This is a genomic window from Paenibacillus sp. FSL M7-1455, from assembly GCF_038004655.1.
GTDB classification, from domain to species: Bacteria; Bacillota; Bacilli; order Paenibacillales; family Paenibacillaceae; genus Paenibacillus_AQ; species Paenibacillus_AQ cookii.
Window position 1 is genome coordinate 5,514,353 of record NZ_JBBORO010000001.1, and the last position, 21,181, is coordinate 5,535,533.

14 protein-coding genes are annotated in these 21,181 nt (G+C 54.2%); 3 read left to right on the top strand and 11 right to left on the bottom strand.

Annotated elements, in window-relative coordinates:
• The first annotated feature begins 67 nt into the window (after window positions 1-67).
• On the top strand, window positions 68-1,702 hold the full coding sequence (locus NYE48_RS25320; protein ID WP_009225464.1) for an IS5-like element ISPaen2 family transposase: 1,635 nt from the start codon (window positions 68-70) through the stop codon (window positions 1,700-1,702).
• A 141-nt stretch (window positions 1,703-1,843) separates the two neighbouring features.
• Here NYE48_RS25320 and NYE48_RS25325 read toward each other — a convergent pair whose 3' ends face one another.
• The 9 genes from NYE48_RS25325 to uvrB all read right to left on the bottom strand — a co-directional run bounded on the left by NYE48_RS25325 (window position 1,844) and on the right by uvrB (window position 16,471).
• Complete coding sequence (locus tag NYE48_RS25325; protein WP_081872853.1) at window positions 1,844-2,698, bottom strand: IS3 family transposase; 855 nt, start codon at window positions 2,696-2,698, stop codon at window positions 1,844-1,846.
• 20 nt (window positions 2,699-2,718) lie between these two features.
• Window positions 2,719-3,408 carry a helix-turn-helix domain-containing protein gene (locus tag NYE48_RS25330; RefSeq protein WP_341000324.1) on the bottom strand — a complete coding sequence of 230 codons (690 nt, stop codon included), beginning with the start codon at window positions 3,406-3,408 and terminating at the stop codon, window positions 2,719-2,721.
• A 209-nt stretch (window positions 3,409-3,617) separates the two neighbouring features.
• The gene (gene galU / locus NYE48_RS25335; RefSeq protein ID WP_341000325.1) at window positions 3,618-4,502 is read right to left on the bottom strand and encodes a UTP--glucose-1-phosphate uridylyltransferase GalU; all 885 of its coding nucleotides are present in this window, start codon (window positions 4,500-4,502) and stop codon (window positions 3,618-3,620) included.
• A 170-nt stretch (window positions 4,503-4,672) separates the two neighbouring features.
• The gene (locus NYE48_RS25340; RefSeq protein WP_341000326.1) at window positions 4,673-7,186 is read right to left on the bottom strand and encodes a U32 family peptidase; all 2,514 of its coding nucleotides are present in this window, start codon (window positions 7,184-7,186) and stop codon (window positions 4,673-4,675) included.
• Between the two features lie 332 nt (window positions 7,187-7,518).
• Window positions 7,519-9,447 (bottom strand): stalk domain-containing protein, encoded by a 1,929-nt coding sequence (locus tag NYE48_RS25345; protein WP_341000327.1) that lies wholly within the window; start codon window positions 9,445-9,447, stop codon window positions 7,519-7,521.
• Entirely contained in the window at window positions 9,447-10,583 is a 1,137-nt protein-coding gene (locus NYE48_RS25350) for a S1C family serine protease (RefSeq protein WP_341000328.1), read from the bottom strand. The genes NYE48_RS25345 and NYE48_RS25350 overlap by 1 nt, the downstream gene beginning before the upstream one ends.
• Before the next feature lie 293 nt (window positions 10,584-10,876).
• Entirely contained in the window at window positions 10,877-11,086 is a 210-nt protein-coding gene (locus NYE48_RS25355; RefSeq protein WP_036710521.1) for a hypothetical protein, read from the bottom strand.
• Between the two features lie 377 nt (window positions 11,087-11,463).
• A complete protein-coding gene (uvrA, locus tag NYE48_RS25360; protein ID WP_212949912.1) occupies window positions 11,464-14,325 on the bottom strand; it encodes an excinuclease ABC subunit UvrA in 2,862 nt (953 codons plus the stop codon).
• Window positions 14,326-14,479: 154 nt separating this feature from the next.
• The gene (gene uvrB / locus NYE48_RS25365; RefSeq protein ID WP_212949910.1) at window positions 14,480-16,471 is read right to left on the bottom strand and encodes an excinuclease ABC subunit UvrB; all 1,992 of its coding nucleotides are present in this window, start codon (window positions 16,469-16,471) and stop codon (window positions 14,480-14,482) included.
• A gap of 175 nt (window positions 16,472-16,646) precedes the next feature.
• Here uvrB and NYE48_RS25370 point away from each other — a divergent pair, with 175 nt between their 5' ends.
• Both NYE48_RS25370 and NYE48_RS25375 read left to right on the top strand, forming a co-directional pair.
• On the top strand, window positions 16,647-17,447 hold the full coding sequence (locus NYE48_RS25370; RefSeq protein WP_341000329.1) for a flagellar motor protein: 801 nt from the start codon (window positions 16,647-16,649) through the stop codon (window positions 17,445-17,447).
• Window positions 17,431-18,231 carry a flagellar motor protein MotB gene (locus tag NYE48_RS25375; RefSeq protein ID WP_341000330.1) on the top strand — a complete coding sequence of 267 codons (801 nt, stop codon included), beginning with the start codon at window positions 17,431-17,433 and terminating at the stop codon, window positions 18,229-18,231. Before NYE48_RS25370 ends, NYE48_RS25375 begins: the two co-directional genes overlap by 17 nt.
• Before the next feature lie 57 nt (window positions 18,232-18,288).
• Here NYE48_RS25375 and NYE48_RS25380 read toward each other — a convergent pair whose 3' ends face one another.
• The gene (locus NYE48_RS25380; protein WP_341000331.1) at window positions 18,289-19,605 is read right to left on the bottom strand and encodes a PDZ domain-containing protein; all 1,317 of its coding nucleotides are present in this window, start codon (window positions 19,603-19,605) and stop codon (window positions 18,289-18,291) included.
• Between the two features lie 89 nt (window positions 19,606-19,694).
• Entirely contained in the window at window positions 19,695-21,155 is a 1,461-nt protein-coding gene (locus NYE48_RS25385) for a S41 family peptidase (RefSeq protein WP_212949905.1), read from the bottom strand.
• Window positions 21,156-21,181: the final 26 nt, after the last annotated feature.

The window sequence follows — 21,181 nt, forward strand, 5'->3', positions numbered from 1 at the left end:
TGTCGAAATCATATGCAAAGGAAATGTTTGAAAACCACCTAAAACCTTTGCAGATGGAGTGACGAAGATGTTTAAGCCGACCGCGCACCTCGATAATCAATTGATCCTGCCCGGCGATTTCTTTCTGCCCTTTGGCGGAAAGCTGGACGAGGACAATCGCTGGGTCCAGTTGGCGCGGTTGGTGCCGTGGGCGGAGGCTGAGAAAACATACGGTCAATTTTTCAAAGACACCTTTCGCGGCCAGCAAACGATCAGTCTTCGGATGGGGCTCGGTGCGCTCATCATTCAGGAGCGAATGCAACTGACCGACAGAGAAACGTTGGAGTCGATCAGCGAAAATCCTTACATGCAATACTTCATTGGTCTGCCTGGATTCGTCATGAAGCCACCGTTCCATCACTCCATGATGACGCATTTCCGCAAGCGTCTGACGGACGTGCTGGCAGAGTTGAATGAGATCGTCGCCACCGAAGGTGCGAAGGAAACGAAAGATGATGATGACAGCAACGACGCGACCGGCGGCGGTAAAGGCCAAGGGAAGCGCTCGAAGAAGCGCGCCTCTGATGAAGAAGTCGAGCAGCAAACCATGTTTGCACAATCGCAAGTCGCATCGTCAGAAGCAGCGTCTCCCGTGGAGTCGATGGCTACAGAGTCAGAGGTTCCTGAAACGAATAAACTTGTTTGCGAAGCGCATCCGAAATCGACCGCAGAATGGGAAGCCCCTGAGCAGCCGAATCAAGGGACCGTGCTGGTGGATGCCACCTGTGCGCCGGCGGATGTGGCGTATCCGACCGATCTGAATCTGTTGAATGAAGCGCGGGAGAAGCTCGAAGCGATCATCGATACGCTGCATGAGCCGGTCATCGGACAAATGGCGAAACCGCGCACGTACCGGGAAAAAGCGCGCAAACAGTTTCTGGCCGTTTCCAAGCAACGCAGACCGGGGCCGAAAGTGATTCGCAAAGCGATCAGGAGGCAACTCGGTTACGTTGGACGGAACCTCTCCATCATCGCCGAGCAAGCCAAGTCGCAACCGCTCACGCTACTTGGCCGCAAAGCCTATCGCGACCTGCTGGTGATTCACGAACTGTACCGTCAGCAGCTTCACATGTACAACGAGCGTTCCCACCAGATGGAAGACCGGGTCGTCAGCATTCATCAGCCGCATGTCAGGCCGATCGTGCGCGGGAAAGCCAAGGCGCGCGTCGAGTTCGGAGCCAAGATCGCGGTAAGCATGACGAAGGGCTACGCGTTCCTTGATCGGCTATCTTGGGATAACTTCAACGAGAGCACGACGCTCATGGACGTGATCGAGAAGTATCGCAGCCGCATGGGATTCTATCCGGCTGTCGTCCAAGCGGATCAGATCTACCGCACACGCGAAAACCGGAGATTCTGCAAACAGCATGGGATTCGGCTCAGCGGACCGGCACTGGGACGCAAGCCGAAAAACGGCCCGACAAGCGAAGATAGGCAAGTGGCCAAACAGGATACCGGAGAACGAAACGCAATCGAAGGCAAGTTCGGAGAAGGCAAGCGCAAGTACGGGCTTGGCTGTATTCGAGCACGCCTCGCAAAGACAAGTGAATCCGTGATTACGCTGCAACTTCTGGTGATGAACCTGGAGCGCAGGCTCCGCGTTCTTTTTTGCCTCATTTTTACGCTGCTATCTCGCAGTCGCCTAGCCATGAGTTTCGGTTAAAGAATCGTTCAGCAAGCCCTAATTATGATCGAAAAAGAGCAGTTCACTTCTGAAGTGCCCCCTGTCAAGTGGACAGTGTAAAAAAACAAAAATAGTTTATCTAGATCCCTCAGTTTGTTTAACGGAACTGAGGGATCTTCCTTATGCAACTCGCCTGTATTCGTTGGGTGACAGACCCTCTAAACGTTCTGTATAGCGATGGTTATTGTAATAGCGAATATAATTGCTAACATCTTTCAGGACGTCTTCATAGGTATCATGCTTTGTAAGATAATAACTTTCCGATTTATAAGTACCCCAAAAGCGCTCAATAGGTTGGTTGTCCAAGCATCGGCTCACACGAGACATGCTTTTCATAAATCCATACTTTAGTTGGAGCCGATTATACTCGTGGGACGTGTACTGGAAACCTCTGTCGCTGTGTAGGAGTGGGGTTACACCGGGATTCTTCTCATAAGCCTGCTTCAGCGTATCCACCACGAGTTTAGTGTTGTTGGAATGGCTTAATACCCATGAAACAATGGAGTTATCATATACATCGATAATGGCGCTTAAATAGGCTTTGCGGCCATTTCCATACTTCAGTTCTGTCACATCTGTACACCACTTTGTATTTGGAGACTGGGCCTCAAAGTTACGGTTCATTACATTTTCAACGACATGGGTCTCTGGGGCTTTCATATAGCTTGGTCGTTTCTTACGAATGACTGCTTTGAGGCCAAGCGCACGCATAATTCGGTAATAGCGCTTTTTGTTGTACTGCTTTTTGAGCTTTCGGTTTAATTGAGTACGCATTTGGCGGTAGCCAAGTATTCCGTTTCGCTTGTCATAACGAAGCTTTACTTCTTTGGCTAGCACTTGAATTTCAAGTTCCTTGGTAGATGGCGTCCAACCTAACCACTTGTAATAGGCAGATCGAGCAACCCCTGCTAACGCACACAACTTCTTAATTGCGTAACCTTTTTCTTTGTTCAGTTCTTGAATCGCTTGATACAAGTTTACTTGTCGAACAAGGGTTAGCGTGTATTTCGTCGCTTGATCTCCGCCAACTTTTTTGCGAAGGCATTCTCCATCTCCAGGTATTCGTTTCGAGCTTCTAATTCCTTGATCCGCAGCTTGAGACGTTCATGCTCATCCAGTTCCTCTACAGGCTTCTTTCGACCGCGATTGTCCTTAAGAGCATCTTCACTGCCTGCTTGATACTTCCGAACCCAGGCATACACTTGCTGATAAGATACACCGTACTTTTCGATGGCTTTCTGATAATCCAAACCATTAGCGATTGTATATTGCGCAATTTCAATACGTTCCTCGTAAGTTGTTTTACGTCCTTTGTTCATTTGAGATAGTCCTCTTCCTTTAAGAGTAGGTTTTAATTCTATCTCCTTAGTATACTTGTTAATCCATTTCCGCAACACACTGTTGCTGGAAATACGATGCTTCCTTGTCGCCTCTTCAAGGGAGCAATGTCCAGATAACACATCCTGAACAGCAGCAATTTTCAATTCCCTTGAATACGTTTTCCATGTTCTCGATTCCCCCAATCCATCCAAACCATCTGCTCTGTATTTTCTTATCCACTCTCTAACTGTGTGGGAACTAACCCCTAGTTGTCTCGCTTCATAGTTTGGATTTGACCTGTGATCCAGGCATCGCTGTATGGCATGCAGTTTCGTTTCAATTGAAGTTGAACTTCTTCTAGACATAGAAATACTCCCATCGTTGTAGTAGTAGAAGTTTTTATTTTTTCTACTGTCTACTATGATGGGAGCATATCATTCAATAGTGAGCTGCTCTTTTTATGAGAATAATCCAAGTCCAAGCAGGCGTATATAACGCAATACAGTTCGGGGTCTTACTAACAGGTTGAAGGGCATACTGGACAATATAAATTTTCCTACGTTTGCCTATCTGACTAAACCGAATACTTCCGCTCCCTCTCCATAACCTCCCTAATAAACTCCAGCAAATCCTCTTTCAGCTCCTCATGCTGCAGCGCATAGTGAATCGTCGTTTTGATGAATCCGAACTTCTCGCCGACGTCATGCCGTAAGCCATCAAAATGGTAGGCAAAAATCGATTCGGTTTCGCTCAGTTTCGAGAGCGCGTCCGTTAATTGGATTTCGCCATTAACACCAACAGGCTGTTCTTCGAGGATCGTAAAAATTTGGGGCGTCAGAATATATCTTCCCATGATGGCCAAATTGGAAGGCGCCTCGGAAGGCTGTGGCTTCTCTACCAGGGCGTTTGCCCGGTATACCCGATCATTCACCCTCGTTGCATCCACAACGCCGTAGCGGGAAACCTCGGACCATTCCACGGGCTGCACGCCGACGATGGAGGATTGAGGTTCATTGTAAATATCCATCATCTGTTTTAAGCAAGGAATGTCGGACTCTACGATATCGTCCCCGAGCAGAACGGCAAAAGGCTCATCGCCAATGAATTTGCGTGCGCACCAGATCGCGTGGCCCAGGCCCTTGGGCTCCTTTTGCCGAATGTAGTGGATGTCTGCCATTTCGGAGGACTTTCGGACTTCATTCAGGAGATCCCATTTCCTTTTTGCCGTCAAATTATGTTCGAGCTCGAATGAATAGTCGAAATGGTCCTCGATGGCCCGCTTGCCTTTACCGGTAACGATGATGATATCCTCAATCCCGGAAGCAACGGCTTCTTCAATGATATATTGGATGGTAGGTTTATCGACGATCGGCAGCATTTCTTTGGGCATCGCTTTGGTCGCCGGAAGAAAACGCGTCCCCAGCCCAGCCGCGGGAATGATGGCCTTACGAATTCTCATCTATATGCTCCTTATCCGGAAGTTCTATGTAATACACGGTTAATGCACGATTTATACACGATCTATTACCCTATTATATCGGACTTTACCCGAATTCGCTTGAATGTAAAAAAAGCCCCTGCTTGATCAGAGACAAATGATCAATGCAGGGGCGATATCGTTTAGATCCTTTACTTCACCAACTGCCCCCGGGTTACTCCGAGCTGATTGGTGGCTTTCAGCGTTTTCCATACCTGGGTGCCGCTGATTTCGCCGCGCAGGGCGCGGTTGTAGAGGTCGATGACCTCATGCACCTGCTCTTTCGTTTCCTCGAGGAACTCGACGCGGTAGCGCGCTACGCCCAGGTCCATAAAGTTCGTCAAGTATTCGGCGCCGGATTGCTCGATGGCGTTGTAGACCGTATTGCGGCAGCCTTCGTCCACCCGGACCGGATGGGACATGCCGATGCGGTCCTGCAGCGATACCCGGTGCGCTTCGCACGGGCGGCCGCAGTTGGTGTAGTCGGTGCCTTCGCTCAGGAAGGTGCAGTATACGCAGTGCTCGGTATGGAACATCGGCAAATGCTGATGGATGACGATTTCCATCCGCGACGTGTTCGAACGCTCGAGCAGATCGACCATCTGCTGGATGTTCAGGTCGTACGACGGCGTAACGATGTCGCAGCCGGCTTCCAGGAACAGGTTCACCGCTTTATGGTTGGCGATGTTCAGCGAGAAATCGCCGATCAGCTGCGGATGTTTGGCATCCGGGTTCTGCATCCGTTCGCGCAGGTAGAAATAGAGCGCGCCGGTGTTGCGCACCAGCACGGCGTCCGGCTGGAGGCGCAGGATGTTTTTGTGGATGCCGTTCTCGATCGGCATATGGATGCGCGGCGTCACGAGCGCAATCCGCTTGCCGGCCGCATGAACGAGTTCCACCGCTTCCTTGAACTGCTTGATGAATTCGAAGTCGGCGTAGATGAATTCGATGCCGGCTTCCAGCGCAGCCTCCACCTGCGGGAGGCTGCGGCACAGCGCGGTGAGCTCCGCCTCACCGCGCGCCACCGGCGATGCGCTGCGCGCCGCATCGCCGAACACGTCCACCGCCCGTTTCACGTACACGGGCGGCTTCGGGCGCTCGCCGGCGAGCAGCTCCACCGCACGGCGGCGGATGCTGTTCAGCTCGCGCATGGGCAAGATGACGTCGCCTTGCAGGTCGACGTCCAGCTTCTCCAGCTGGAACACGGTGCCGCCCAAACGGCCGAACTGCTCTTCGAGCAGTGCGTAATCCATCGGCCGTTTCTTGGCGACTTCCAGTTCCAGCTCCGAATCCACCTGGACCGTCGTGCCTTTCTGCACATCGGTCCAGATCGTCGTCAGCAGGCCGCCCGCATGGCCGAATGCTCTCACATGCACCGGAAAGACCCGGTACGGCTTATCCGTCTCGAACGTTTGGCGCAGGCGTTTGTCCAGCGCCGGGTCGTTCGTTTTCCAGATGCGGTCGCCGACATGCACCTTATGCAGATCCACGTCGCTGCGGCCGGGAACGATGTCGACGATCCAGCCTTCGTCCGCCTCGCCTTCGATTTTAACGCCTTTGCGCCGCAAATCGTAAATGCGTCCGCCTTCTTCCGGCTTGGTCGGGTCCCCGGCGTCAAACACGATGCCGTCGCCGCGCTTCAGCGGCGCTTCGATTTTGCATACGACGCCGTCGCGCAGAATTTTCTCTACCCGTCCGACATATACGCCGCGGCTTTTCGGGAACGTGCCGTCTACCAGCTTTTTATTGTTCGTGCCTTCCAGGAAACCATGCGTAAACCCGCGCGAAAAGCTCTGCTGCAGCTCCCGCATCTCCTCCTTGCTTGGCTTCGTGTTGTCTCCTTCGAAATAACGGTCGATTGCCTTGCGATATTTGCTGACCACGTTCGCGACGTATTCCGGGCTTTTCAGGCGCCCTTCGATTTTAAACGAAGTCACCCCTGCTTCGATCAGCTCCGGCATCAAATCGATCGCCGCCAAATCCTTCGGCGAAAGCAAATACGCAACGTCGCCCATCGGCTTTTGCTCGCCGTCAACCATCAGGTCGTACGGCAGGCGGCATGCCTGCGCGCATTCGCCGCGGTTCGCCGAGCGGCCGCCCCACATTTCCGAGGTCAAGCACTGACCCGAATAGGAAACGCAAAGCGCGCCGTGCACGAAAACCTCCATCGGCAGCTTCGCCTGCTCCCCGATTTTCTGAATCTGCTTCAAATTGTTTTCGCGGCCGAGAACGACCCGCTCCATGCCCCAAGGTTTCGTAAATTCGACCGCTTCCGGGGACGTGATCGTCATCTGCGTGGAGCCGTGAATCGGAAAGTCCGGGGAAATTTCGCGGATCATTTTCACGAGCCCCAGGTCTTGGACGATCACGGCGTCGACGCCCGCGTCGATGCAAGCATCGATCAGCTCTTTGGCGTCTTCCAGCTCGTTTTCGAACACCAAAATGTTAAACGTCAAAAACCCTTTTACGCCGTAGCTATGCAAAAACGACATGATTTCCGGAAGTTCGGCCATCAAAAAGTTGTTGGCGCGCGCCCGGGCGTTAAACTTCTCGACGCCAAAAAAGATCGCGTCCGCCCCGTTCGCCACCGCTGCCCGCATGCAATCCCAATCGCCGGCCGGCGCAAGCAGCTCCACATCTTCCCTGCGCAATGCTTTTGTGCTCATGTATATCCTCCCAAACCGGCTTTTGCCGGTTGCTCTAGTTTTTGTACCTGCATTTGACTACTCTTTGAGTTCATAACCTCTTCAACTTATCTAGTTTACCAGACATCCCGCAATCCATCTACTACGACCAAGCGATCAACGGGTGGTGGATTCTGCAAACATGCACGCTATCATTTTGGTCAAAATGGAAGCCGGGCATTCGGGCCATGAGGATCATAGTCTATCGGATTCCACTCCTGCTTCCGCCTCTTCAAAAAAAACGCAAGCAGCCCCTTTGAGGAGCCGCTTGCAGTCAGTCAATGATAGATTTTATGAGTGTCTATGCCCGTTCCTTATTTCGCTTTTTCCGTAAACGCAAACGAATTCAGCGTCTGCTCCAACGCCGCTTTTTGCAGCTCGGTCGCATTGGCGTCATTGAGGGACGCGCTGATCGTGTAGACGACGTCGTCCTTTTGCAGCAAAATCTGGCGCGCGCTGTATGGGATGCCGTCCTTCACCTGGTGCACCGTGATTAAAACGGCCGGTACGCCGGCAAAGGTGATGTTTTCGGTCTTTTCGACCTTCAGGTCCTTCTGGTATTTCGCGGCCTCCGCGTAATACGCTTTGAGCTGGCTCGCCGTCGCATCCAAGGAACCCGACTTCTCGGCTGCAATCCGGAACCTTCCTCCGACAAACTGATATTCGACGGGAGATCTTTCGAATTTATCCTGGATCGCGGTCCAGTACTGCGGAATGTTGATTTTGTACCCGAACGCCTTGGACTGCTTCGTCGTCGCTTTCGTTTTGCTGATCAGGAAGGCGTCTTCCTCCATTTTGCCAAACGTGTCGGAGACGACGCCAAAATCGATCTCCATGGACTTCATCAAATCCTTGAATTTGTTCAAGTCCTCTTTGTTGGCCTCCGGCACGGCGTATTCGGCATAATAGCGGTAGCCGTTATGAAGCACCATCACTTCGTATTCCGTCATCCAGCCGTCGCCGTAGTTGTACCGGACCTCGTTGACGAGCCCCTTCTCGCCGGAAATCTCGATCGGAGTCGTGCCTACGATTTGATAAGCATCCTGCACAAAAGCCTCTTTGACCCACGTTTTCAAATCCTCGCTCCACTGCTCCAGGCTTTCGCCTTTCGGCGAGGAGGAGACGTCCAGCTTTAGATAACTTCCCTTTTTGCTTTCGTAATACATATTGGCATTGTCGACGCTCCAGCCTGCAGGCACGTCCAGAGAAACGCCGTAATCGTCGTTCCCTTCTCGGCGCATGCCGTTTTGGACGGTGGAAAGGTCTTTTACCGTTTTATCATAACCGTTGTAGCCGATGCTGAACGAATCCAGGAATCCGGCATACCGTTTCAAATCTTTGTAGTTCGTTGCCTTCAGGTCGGCAAAATACACCTCGTATACCCGGCCGTTCGCGTAATAGCTGCGGTTTTCCCAGAACGTCCCGTCCCCGTCTTTGCTGATGATGCGGGCATACGGCACTTTGGCCTGCGGGAAGCTTTCCCGGTCCACCACCAGTTCGCCGGCATCCTTCGCGTCGCTGACCAGCATCTCAAGCAGCTCGTCCGCTCCGAGCTTGACGTCCTGATCGTTGGCGTGAACCTCGACGTAATAGGTGTTCTCCGCATCCCCGAACGACACGATGCTCTCATCCTGCTCCGAATCGCCCAGAAGCAGGCCGCTCGGGTAGTTCATCGACCATTGATAGTAGCTGTTGCCGATTTTCGTTTTGCCCTGATCGGTGTCGATGCCCGGATCCTCCGGTTCACCGGTATCCGACGGCGCGAGGCTGACGACAAGCGTTCCCGTGCTTCCCGGCGCCAATTCCGCCCCGATGCCTTCGGCCACCAATCTGAGCGGGGCCATCAACGTTCCCGATACCATCGCCGGCGCGGCATCCAGCTTTATTTTGCGTCCGTCGACCCAAGCGGTATGGCTCCCGATCGTCATGGAGACCGTATGCGGCCCATACATCACTTTCACGACGTTTTCGCCTTCAAGCCGTATCTGGCTGCCGAATGCGCGTTTGAACAACCCCAGCGGAACCATCAGCGTTCCGTGGTCCAAATACGGTTTTGCGATCTTTTCGTCTTTTCCGTTCAGCAAAGCCGAGGTGCTTCCGGCCTTTACCCTAAACGATAGTTTCTCCGCCGCATTGTCGGCCCACGCCGGCATCGCCGCCGAAAATACGATGCTTCCCGCCAATAACGCGGAACCCCATTTCAAAACCCCGTTTCTCTTCATCCGTGCATGTCCCTTCCCCATTAAAATTCATCTCCGGCATCGCCCGCTGCCGCTTCCCCGATGGCGTCCTCCCCGAGCTCCGCCGTCAGCACGAGCTTGCGGACCACGATATCGCCGTCGCTCTGCATCAGCAGCTTGACCGTTTGTCCAGGCATATATGCTTTGAACAATTCGTTGATGTCCACGATCGATGTGACGCGTTTGCCGTCAATGCTGTACAGGACGTCATTTTCGCGAATGCCGGCCTTCTTCGCTTCTTCGGAGACGACCTTCGTGATGGTCAAAGGATCCTGCGTCGGCAGCCCCACAATCGCGGACCAGCTCTCCTCCATACTGAATCCAAGGCTTGGCCGCTTGACCTCGCCGTATTTAAACAGCTGGTTGATCACGTACTGGACCGTTTCCGACGGAATCGAAAATCCCATATTTTCCACGCCGACCGCCGAAAACTTCATGCTGTTGATGCCCAGCACTTCGCCTTTCATGTTGACGAGCGGTCCGCCGCTGTTGCCTGGATTGATCGCCGTATCGCTTTGAATCAACCGGTACGAGGCGTTAATGGCCCGGTTCAGGCCGCTGACCACGCCCACGGTTGCAGAATTGCGAAAAGAGAACGAAATCGGCGTGCCGATCGCCACGACCTTTTCCCCGACCTGGGCGCTTTGCGCCGACTTGGCGAACACGGCAGGTTTCAGGTTGGACGCATTGATTTTGATCAAGGCCAAATCGCTGATTTCATCGACGTATGTATCCGTAATTTTATACGTTTTGCCGTCCGCAGTGACAACGACGGTGCTTTGCAGTCCGTTCACGACATGGGCGTTGGTTACGATCCAGCCGTTCGACCGAATGATAACCCCCGTGCCATGCATCAAGTTGTTGCGGTCTGCCGTGGTTTGTCCTGCCGGAGCCCGGCCGATAATGCCGACGACGGACGGCGAAATGTTTTTCACGATTTGCGGAACCGGATCCGCAGCAACTTTCAGCTGATTCGGCGCCGCGGTTTTTTGATTTTTGACAGCCGCGGCTGCCGTCGCCGTTTTGGCTTTTGCAGTCCCTTGCTTCGCTGCGGTTTGCGCGCCGGCTTGAGCGGCACCGCTAAGCAGCAGCAGGCTGCAGAACAGTATCATGACCCTCTTTTTCCCCATAGGCTTCATCGTCCTCACCTAGCCTCATTTTTCTAATTTTACACATTAATGGTGCTTCTCCCCTGAACCTTAATGCCAAATGTAACACAGAATATAAAAGTGTACAATTCATCCGTAGCCCTATCTTTTAAAGGCGAAAAAGAACATATACCGACAGCGATACCGACCCCTGAACGTCGCGGATCAATGCTCTGCGGGTCGGGCGAAGCGCAGGACGTTCCCATGTATCAGCGTATAAAAAAAGACCCCTTCTACGCCCCAGGGCGCAAGGTGTCTTCGTCATGCATTGCGTAAATGTCAGCCTAGCTCAACCAGTTTTGAACCATGGCATAATCAGAAGCAAGGAAAACCAGCAAGCAAATGATGCTGAATCCGATTGCAAACTTGTTCTTGACCGGCTGTCTGATCAAACGAATGGTTCCGATCAAAATAAGCAGCGTAAACAGTATCATAAAAATATCAAAGGTGTTGAATTTGGATGCGGCTGATGCAGCAGCTTCTGCAAGCAACATGATTGGACCTCCTCTATGAACGTTCGCTCGTTTTTACATATCTCCTTACATGTTATCCTTCCGCCGGGGCAGATGCAAGACTTTCCCTTCAAAAAGCCTGCAAAAAGTTGAAATTGTCATGAATTTGCCTATTTTTGGATAACGATACCGTGAGAGGGGTACTTCAAAAGACCTGAATCTGCTTTGTCATAGTATGGGTTTATTCGTCCCAAAATATGTTCGGAACAACCAAAATAACCCCGCAAAACGGGGCTGATGGCTTCGAAGCCGATTTAAGGACTTTGCTGGAACCCCGGAATTTATCCAAATGTTATAGAAAAAGAAACCGCCGGAGTTTCCCTCCGGCGGCCATGTCTCCGCTGACTGGGAAACGAGAATCAGCTGCTAACTTTCATCGCTTCGGTGCGCGCCGTGTCCCGTTCCAATATAGGTTTAAGATATTTCCCGGTATAGGAAGCCTCAACCTGGACGATCTGCTCCGGCGTTCCCGTCGCGATGATCGTTCCGCCGCCGCTGCCGCCTTCCGGCCCGAGATCGATCAAATAATCGGCCGTTTTAATGACGTCCAGATTATGCTCGATGACAAGCACCGATTCGCCCGAATCGACCAAACGATGCAGCACGGTCAACAAGCGGTCGATGTCGTCCACGTGAAGCCCTGTCGTCGGCTCATCGAGGATGTACATCGTTTTGCCGGTGCTGCGGCGGTACAGCTCGGAAGCTAGCTTCACGCGCTGCGCTTCGCCTCCGGACAACGTCGTGGCCGGCTGGCCCAGCGTAATGTACCCGAGGCCCACGTCAAGCAGCGTCTGCAACTTCCGGTGGATTTTCGGAATGTTTTTGAAAAACTCCGTCGCATCCTCCACCGTCATTTCCAGCACATCGGCGATGCTTTTGCCTTTGTATTTGACTTCCAGCGTTTCGCGATTGTAGCGCTTGCCTTTGCACACTTCGCAAGGCACGTACACGTCCGGCAGGAAGTGCATTTCGATTTTGATGATGCCGTCCCCGCGGCAGGCTTCGCAGCGCCCGCCCTTGACGTTGAAGCTGAAGCGTCCCTTTTTGTATCCGCGGATTTTCGCTTCGTTCGTTTGCGCGTAAATGTCGCGGATATCGTCGAACACGCCGGTATAGGTCGCAGGGTTCGAACGCGGCGTACGCCCGATCGGAGACTGGTCGATATCGATGACCTTTTCCAAATGCTCAAGGCCCCGGATTTCCTTATGCGCCCCCGGACGCACTTTCACGGCTTTGTTCAGCTCTTTCGCAAGCGTTTTATACAAAATTTCGTTGACCAGCGTCGATTTCCCGGAGCCGGACACGCCCGTTACGGCCGTGAATACGCCGACCGGTATTTTGACGTTCAGGTTTTTCAGATTGTTTTCGCGCGCGCCGCGGATTTCCAGCCAACGGCCATCCGGTTTTCTCCGGTTCGGGTTGACGGGAATGAACTTCCGGCCGCTCAAATATTGTCCGGTCAAGGAGTTCGGATCTTCCATGATTTGCTTCGGCGTCCCTTTTGCGATGACGCGTCCGCCATGAATGCCTGCCCCCGGACCGATGTCGATGATATAATCGGCCGCGAGCATCGTATCCTCGTCATGCTCCACGACGATCAGCGTGTTGCCAAGATCCCGCATGTGCTCCAGCGTCGCGATCAGCCGGTCGTTGTCGCGCTGGTGCAGGCCGATGCTCGGCTCGTCCAAAATGTACAGAACCCCCATCAAGCTGGAGCCGATTTGGGTCGCGAGCCGGATCCGCTGGGCTTCACCGCCGGACAAGGTTCCCGCCGCGCGGCTGAGCGTGAGGTACTGCAAACCGACGTTGACAAGGAATCCCAGCCGGCTGTTGATTTCCTTCAGAATCAAATGGGCGATGGAACGTTCCTTTTCGCTCAGCTCCAGCGAATCGAACAGCTGCATCGCGTCGCCGATCGACAAGCTGGTCACGTCGGCGATATTATGCCCGCATACCGTTACCGCGAGCACTTCCTTTTTCAAACGATGCCCTTTGCACACCTCGCATGGTTTGGCGCTCATGAAGTTTTCGATGAACTCGCGGATGCCGTCCGAAGCGGTTTCGCGATAGCGGCGCTCGAGGTTCGGAATGATGCCTTCGAACACGACGTTCGCTTCCTTCCGCTGCCCGAAGTCATTTTCGTAACGGAATCGGACCTTTTCGTTGCCGGTTCCGTACAGCAGCTTGTCCATGTCCTCTTTTTTCAGCTGGCTGACCGGGACGTCCTGCGGAATGCCGTAATGCTCACATACGGAGCTGAGGAACTGCGGATAATAATTGGAGGTGCTTCCCGTCCAAGCCAGGAACGCCCCTTCTTCGATGGATTTTTCCATGTCCGGGATGAGCAGGTCCGGATCCACGATCATTTTGACGCCGAGGCCGTCGCAAGCCGTACAAGCCCCGAACGGGCTGTTGAACGAAAACATGCGCGGAGACAGCTCTTCCATGCTGAAGCCGCAAATCGGGCAGGCAAAGTTGGAGCTGAAACGCAGCTCCTCCTGGCCGATGATATCTACGAGAATTTGACCGCCGGAAAGCTTGAGCGCCGTCTCGATCGAATCCGCAAGCCGGGCTTCGACGCCTTCCTTAATGACGATCCGGTCCACGACCACTTCGATCGTGTGTTTTTTGTTTTTCTCAAGCTCGATATTTTCGGAAAGATCCCGCAGTTCCCCGTCGACGCGGACCCGCACGAAGCCTTGTTTGGCCACGTCGGCGAACAGGCTTTTATGCTCGCCCTTGCGTCCGGACACGAGCGGAGCCATCAGCTGGAGTCTCGTTTTTTCCGGGTAGGACATGATCCGGTCGACCATCTGTTCCACGGTCTGGGAGGTAATCTCGATGCCGTGCTCCGGGCAATGGGGATGCCCGATTCTCGCGAACAGCAGGCGGAGATAATCGTAGATTTCCGTTACCGTCCCTACGGTTGACCGGGGGTTGCGGCTTGTCGTTTTTTGGTCGATGGAAATGGCCGGGGACAGGCCGTCGATCGAATCCACGTCGGGCTTCTCCATTTGGCCCAAAAATTGGCGCGCGTACGCGGACAAAGACTCCACGTAACGCCGCTGGCCTTCGGCATAAATCGTATCAAAGGCCAGGGAGGATTTGCCCGATCCGCTTAATCCCGTCAGTACGACAAACTTGTCCCGCGGAATGGTAATATCGATGTTTTTCAGATTATGAGCCCGTGCGCCTTTGATGACGATATTTTCGCTTGCCAATGCTCGTTCATCTCCTTTGATCATAAAGCCGGCGTTCTTTGCGAGCTTTATGGCATGAGTTTGTTTATGATAACGCCATGATGACGTTTCTAATATCCACAAAGAGAACGACCTGCGAACCATGGCCGTTCTCTTCTCTTGTTTCAACTTGCAGTTATTCCGCCTTCAGTTCCAGCAAAGCATCGCGAAGTTCGGCGGCGCGTTCGAACTGGAGGTTTTTGGCCGCTTCCTTCATCTCCGCCTCCAGGCGCTGAATGACCGATTGGCGTTCCTTCTTCGACATTTTGCCTGCAGCGTCCGTCAAGTATTCCGCCTTCGATTCGGCGACCTTCGTCGCTTCGATGACGTCGCGGACCTTTTTGCGGATCGTCTGCGGCGTAATGCCGTGTTTCTCGTTGTATTCGATCTGCAGTGCGCGGCGGCGGGCCGTTTCCTTGATCGCCTTATCCATCGACTCGGTAATCTGATCGCCGTACATGACGACGAACCCTTCCGAATTCCGCGCCGCGCGGCCGATCGTCTGGATCAGCGAGCGTTCGGAACGCAGGAAACCTTCCTTGTCCGCATCCAATATCGCGACTAGCGATACCTCCGGCAGGTCCAAGCCTTCACGCAGCAGGTTGATGCCGATCAATACATGGAACACGCCCAGCCGGAGATCCCGCAATATCGCCATCCGCTCCAGCGTCTTGATATCGGAATGCAGGTACCGGACCTTGATGCCGATCTCCTTCAAATAATCCGTCAAATCCTCCGCCATCTTCTTCGTGAGCGTCGTCACCAGCACGCGTTCGTCGCGATCGATCCGTCCCCGGATCTCCCCGATCAGGTCGTCGATCTGCCCTTCGGTCGGGCGAACCTCGATGACCGGATCCAGCAGTCCCGTCGGACGGATGATCTGCTCGACCATCGTATCGCAATGCTCCATCTCGTACGGACCCGGCGTCGCCGACACGTATATGATCTGGTTCACCTTTTCCTCGAATTCCTCGAACTGCAGCGGACGGTTATCGAGGGCCGAAGGAAGCCGGAATCCATGATCCACCAGCACCGTCTTCCGGGCCCGGTCCCCGTTGTACATCGCCCGGATTTGCGGCAGCGTGACATGGGATTCGTCGACCACGATCAAAAAGTCGTCCGGAAAATAATCGAGCAGCGTATACGGCGTTGCGCCGCGCTCGCGGAAGGTCAAAGGACCGGAGTAATTCTCGATCCCGGAACAGAAGCCGATCTCCTTCATCATCTCGATGTCGTAACGCGTACGCTGCTCGAGCCGCTGAGCCTCCAGCAGTTTGCCTTCGGAACGGAAATATTCCAGCCGCTCCTCCAGCTCGCGTTCGATGTTTTGCAGGGCGACCCGCATCGTCTCTTCCTTCGTAACGAAGTGGGAGGCCGGGAAGATGGCCACATGTTCGCGTTCGCCGACCAGTTCTCCGGTAAGGACGTCGATCTCCGTGATCCGTTCGATCTCGTCCCCGAAGAACTCGACCCGGATGGCTCTCTCGCCGTTCGATGCCGGGAAAATTTCGAGGACGTCGCCGCGGACGCGGAACGTGCCGCGAACGAAGTTGATGTCATTGCGTTGGTACTGGATGTCGACAAGGCGGGACAAGATCTGGTTGCGCGGCTTTTCCATGCCGACGCGCAACGACAGCAGGAGGCTGGAATATTCGGAAGGCGAACCGAGGCCGTATATGCACGACACGCTGGCCACGATGATCACGTCCCGGCGCTCGAACAGCGAGCTCGTCGCGGAGTGCCGCAGCTTGTCGATTTCCTCGTTGATGCTCGAATCTTTTTCGATATAGGTATCGGATGATGGGATATAAGCTTCCGGTTGGTAGTAATCATAGTAGCTGACAAAGTAGTCCACCGAATTGTTCGGAAAAAACTCCTTGAATTCGCTCGCCAGTTGGGCCGCCAGCGTCTTGTTGTGGGCGATCACCAGCGTCGGGCGGTTGACCTTGGCGATCGTCTGCGCGATGGTAAACGTCTTTCCCGTTCCCGTCGCCCCAAGCAAAGTCTGGTGTTTTTTCCCTTGCTTAAGTCCTTCCACCAGTTCCCCGATCGCCTTGGGCTGGTCGCCCTGCGGCTTGTAGTCCGAGATCAGCTCGAACGGTTTGGTACTGACGACAATATCACTCATTGCCCAACATCACCCTTATCATCTAAAATAGATATTCTAAACTATATGTCGAGATTTCCCGATAATATGAATAGGAAAATCTTTGTTGAAATAGGAATGCTTGTTCCCGTCTATTATACTCTGATCACCTGCTCTATGCAAACCCTAACTCAAGGATAGGAGTGGTAACGACAACATGGAAATTACGACGATCATCGGCATTCTGGCCGGCCTTGCCGCGCTGGTGGGAGGCTTTTTATGGGAAGGGGGCCAAATAAACGGACTTATGCAGGGAGCGGCGGCGCTCATCGTGTTCGGAGGCACCATCGCCGCCGTCGTCATCAGCTTCCCGCTCGCACGGCTTAAGACGATCCCCCAAGCGCTCCGTTTCGCCTTTACCCGGCAGACGGACAATCCCGAGCAGCTCATCGACGATTTGGTCAACATGGCCGCGTCCGCCCGGCGCAACGGCGTATTGTCCCTCGAGCAGCTCGTGCAGGATCATCCCAACTCGTTTTTGCGCGAAGGCATTCAGATGGTCGTGGACGGAACGGAAGAAACGCTGCTGAGGCAAATCATGGAATTTGAGATCGATGCGGCCGAACACAAACATGAAGGGTATGCCAAAATGTTCGAATCCGCCGGCGGGTACGCCCCGACGATGGGGATCATCGGCACCGTCATGGGACTCATCCACGTGCTCGGCAGCCTGACGGAGCCGACCGAACTCGGCCCTTCCATCGCGGTCGCCTTTACGGCCACGTTATACGGCGTTGCCGTCGCCAATATTATCTTTTTACCCATTGCATCAAAGATTAAGTCGCGCAGCGCCGATGAAATTCAAACGATGGAGCTGCTGGTCGAAGGCATTCTGGCCGTCCAAAACGGCGAACACCCGAACCTCGTGCGCAAAAAACTTTTATCCTTCACGCCGGAGGAACGCCGTTCCGCGTCCGCGCCTGCGATGAAGGAGGGATTCCATGAGACAGCGGAGTAACCGGCGCAAACGCGACAAAGGCGGGGAAAGCGGCCAGGACCGGTGGCTGATTACCTATGCGGACCTGATCACGCTGCTGCTCATCTTTTTCGTCATGATGTTTGCCATGAGCCGGCTGGATACCGAAAAGTATAAAGAAATCACGCAATCGCTCCAGAACACGTTCCGCAGCGGCGATTCGCTTCTGAGCCAAGGCTCGGGCATCACGGGCACCGCGGACAAGTATACGCACAGAAATCCGGACGTTACGTCGAAATCCGATCAGCAAAAAAAGGGGGCGGACCAGCTCTCGGACCGCGAGCTTGCCTTCCGCAAACAGGAGCAGGAGCTGCAAAACCTGATGAAGGTCATCTCCAAATACGTGAAGGACAACAAGCTCGAAGACCAAATTTTCGTCGCCGACCAGCCGCAGGGAATCTCCATCACGCTGAGCGACAAGTTGTTGTTCGACGTCGGCAAGGCAGACCTCAAACCGGGGGCGATGCCCGTCATGGACAAGCTGGCCAGCTTGTTTAAGGAGCTGAACACCGTCATCAGCATCGAAGGCCATACGGATAACCTGCCGATCGTGTACGCTTCGAAATATAAAGACAACTGGGAGCTTTCCGGTGCCCGGGCGCTCTCCGTCCTGCGTTATTTCCTGGACCAAAAGCATCTGAATGCCAGGGAGTTCCAATATGCGGGCTACGGCGATACCCGGCCGGCGGCGGACAACCGAACGGAGGCGGGGCGGCAGAAAAACCGGCGCGTGGAAATCATCGTGCTGCGGCAGTTAAAAGAATAGCCGAAACATGAAAGGCGGGGAACCGATCGTTCCCCGCCTTTTGCGTTGTTTCGCGCCTCACTGCATCCGGGCCGATTCGCCTTCGCTTGGCTTGCCGAGCTGCAGTTCGTTTGTTTTGGTTTTGGCCTGGACCTTCATGGCGACCAGCTGAAAGATGCTGACCGGCTTCATCACGAGGACGACGCCCGCATCCGGATCCGGCGCCAAAATGACGCCGAGCTGATGGTGTTCGCCGGCATAGATGGCCCGCTGCAAAAATTTGCTTTCCCCCTGCAAATTCCGGACCTCAAGCTTGCAGAAGGCCGGATTCTTCCGCAAGGCGGCATGCATTTGTTCCTTGGTTCGAATGCTGATCCCGTTGATTTTGACGATGGATTCCCCCGCCCTGATCCCAATCTCCTGGGCCGGGCTGCCCGGAATGACGGCAAGCACCTTCATTCCCTCCCGCGGGTGTACGAACATCGGACTGTTCTGCTGCTCTTCCAATCGGCTGTACCACAGCAGCCCCTCATGAACGAGGAAGCTGACGAGGGCGGCGGCGATCATCAGCGGCTTCCACCACGCCGCCAGCAAGCTGAGTCCCAGCAGCACGATGCCGTATATGAGCAGCCGTCTAAAGGTTTTGTCCGCTTTGGCCTGCGGCAGCATGCTTTGGGTCATTTCGCTGAAACCGATGATGACCGGCAGCGCCGCCATGCTGAACCCTGCGCTCCAGCCGTCTCCCCCAAGCAGCGGCGTCCACGGCAGCAGCTCCCCACCCGTCTGCGCCGGAATCAGGAGGAACAGCGGGATCGGCCAAAACGCCTGGATTTGATACGCTCCGACCAGCTTGCCGCGTTTGCTTTCCATAAATACCGGGTTCGCGAAGCCTGCTCCCTGCAGCTTGACGAGCAAGGCTTCGGCCAGGTGCAAAACGGCGACGAGCGCCAGCAGCGCCGGGATGTCCAGCTCCCTTACGGTATCGACGGCCGTTCCCGCCATCCCCGCGGGATGAAACCCGGGGAAAAAGCCAAGCACGAACTGAATGACGCCGAGCACGCCGATCGAATAGGCAAAACATAAAAATCTGACGCGGAAAAGCAGCAGGATGACCGCGACGATCCAAATGCAAACGACGGCTTCGGGCGTCAGCGATATCCCGAGAAAAAGAATAACGACGGACACGGAAAGGCCTGCCAGCAATCCGCCGATAAAAGTACGCCACGTCTGAAGGCCCCAGCTATGCAGCCTCACATGAAAAAGCTTGCGCTCCAGCAGCACCTGCCTGCGGTACATCAGCATGATAAACAGGATCGAAATATAATAAAACGGCTGCATCAGCAGCTGTACGATCGCATCCGTAAAGTTCCACAGCAATTCCAAAGCGACTTCCAAACAACGCCACTCCCCTTTCTGGATGTTTCCGAGTCCGCGATTTCGGCGGACGCTACAAGAAAGAAAAAAAGAAGGCTCATGAGCCTTCTTTAATGTTTCGACGCCGTTGCCGTGATTTCCTTCTGGACCTCGGCAATCGCCGCTTTGAGCTGATGATCGAATTTCGGATCACGGATTCGTTTGATCAGCTCGTTTTCCAAAGCTTCGGCCGTTTTGGCGTCAATGACGCCGGTTACGCCCAGCTTCTGCGCTTTCTGGAACGATTTGACCGCGGAAACGGTTTTTTCGTCGAAAAATCCGTCCTTGCGGCCCGGCTTGTAGCCGAGTCCGTCCAGCATGACCTGCGCGCTTTTGACGTCGGCATTGTTCATGTTGGGTTTCAGCGCGGTTTCTTTGTTGATCGGCGCCACCAAGAAATAATCCGGCTGCGCGACCGCGATGTCAGGCTTGAGGCCTTTTTGGTGAATCCAGCTTCCGTTCGGCGTCAGCCATTTGGCAATCGTGATTTTCAGCAGGCTGCCGTCGTCGAATTGTTTGCTGAAGCTGGTTTGCACGGTGCCTTTGCCGAAGGAGTTTTCGCCCATCAGTTTCGCTCCGGCCGACTGCTGCAGCGCCCCTGCCAAAATTTCGGATGCGCTGGCGCTTCCTTTGTTCATCAGCAGCGTGACCGGATAAGGCTTGCCGCTTCCCTTGGAAAGGTTCTGCTCCCGTTTCTTGTTTTTGTCTTCGACTTGAACGATGACTTTGCCTTTCGGCACGAACTGCTGCGCAATGTCAATGACGACGGAGAGAACGCCGCCCGGATTGTTGCGGACATCGATGACCAGCCCCTTCATGCCTTCCTTCTCCAGCGTGGAAAGCTCCTGTTTGAAGCGTTCGCCGGTATTCAGCGAGAATTGGGTGATCTCGATGACACCGATTTTGCCGGGTTCCATATGGGCTTTGACCGTCTCGACGTCAACGTCGTCGCGGATGATGGTATATTCGATCGGCGCGGCCGAGCCGCTGCGTTTGATCGTCAATTTCGCCTCGCTGCCTTTCGGGCCGCGGATTTTGGCGACGGCATCGTTCAGCTCCAGGCCATGAAGCGATTCGCCGTTGACGCTTAAAATGATGTCTTTCGCACGGATGCCCGCCTTCTCGGCAGGCGAACCTTTAATCGGCGACACCACGACGACGTTTCCGTTCTCGGACGAAACCTCGGCACCGATGCCGCTGAACGATCCTTCGATCGACTCTTCGAACTCCTCGGCCGTCTTTTTGCCCATATAAGAGGAATACGGGTCGTCAAGGGATTGGGTCATCCCGTTAATGGCGCCGTCCAGCAACTTGGTGCGGTCCACGTCCTGATAATAATTCGACTGGATGAGGTCCAGGGCCGTGCCCAATTTTTTCGCTTCATCCGGCTTCAAGCCGCCGGCTGCGCTAGCGAACACGCCTTTCCCCAGAGCCGCTTGATTGGCTATGCTGGAACCTGTCAATGCAAACGTCAGCGCGCTTCCGCAAAGCATCGCCAGAAGGACCAGAAATACGACCGTACGTTTTTTCATGTGTGATCACCGCCTTTTATTTTCCG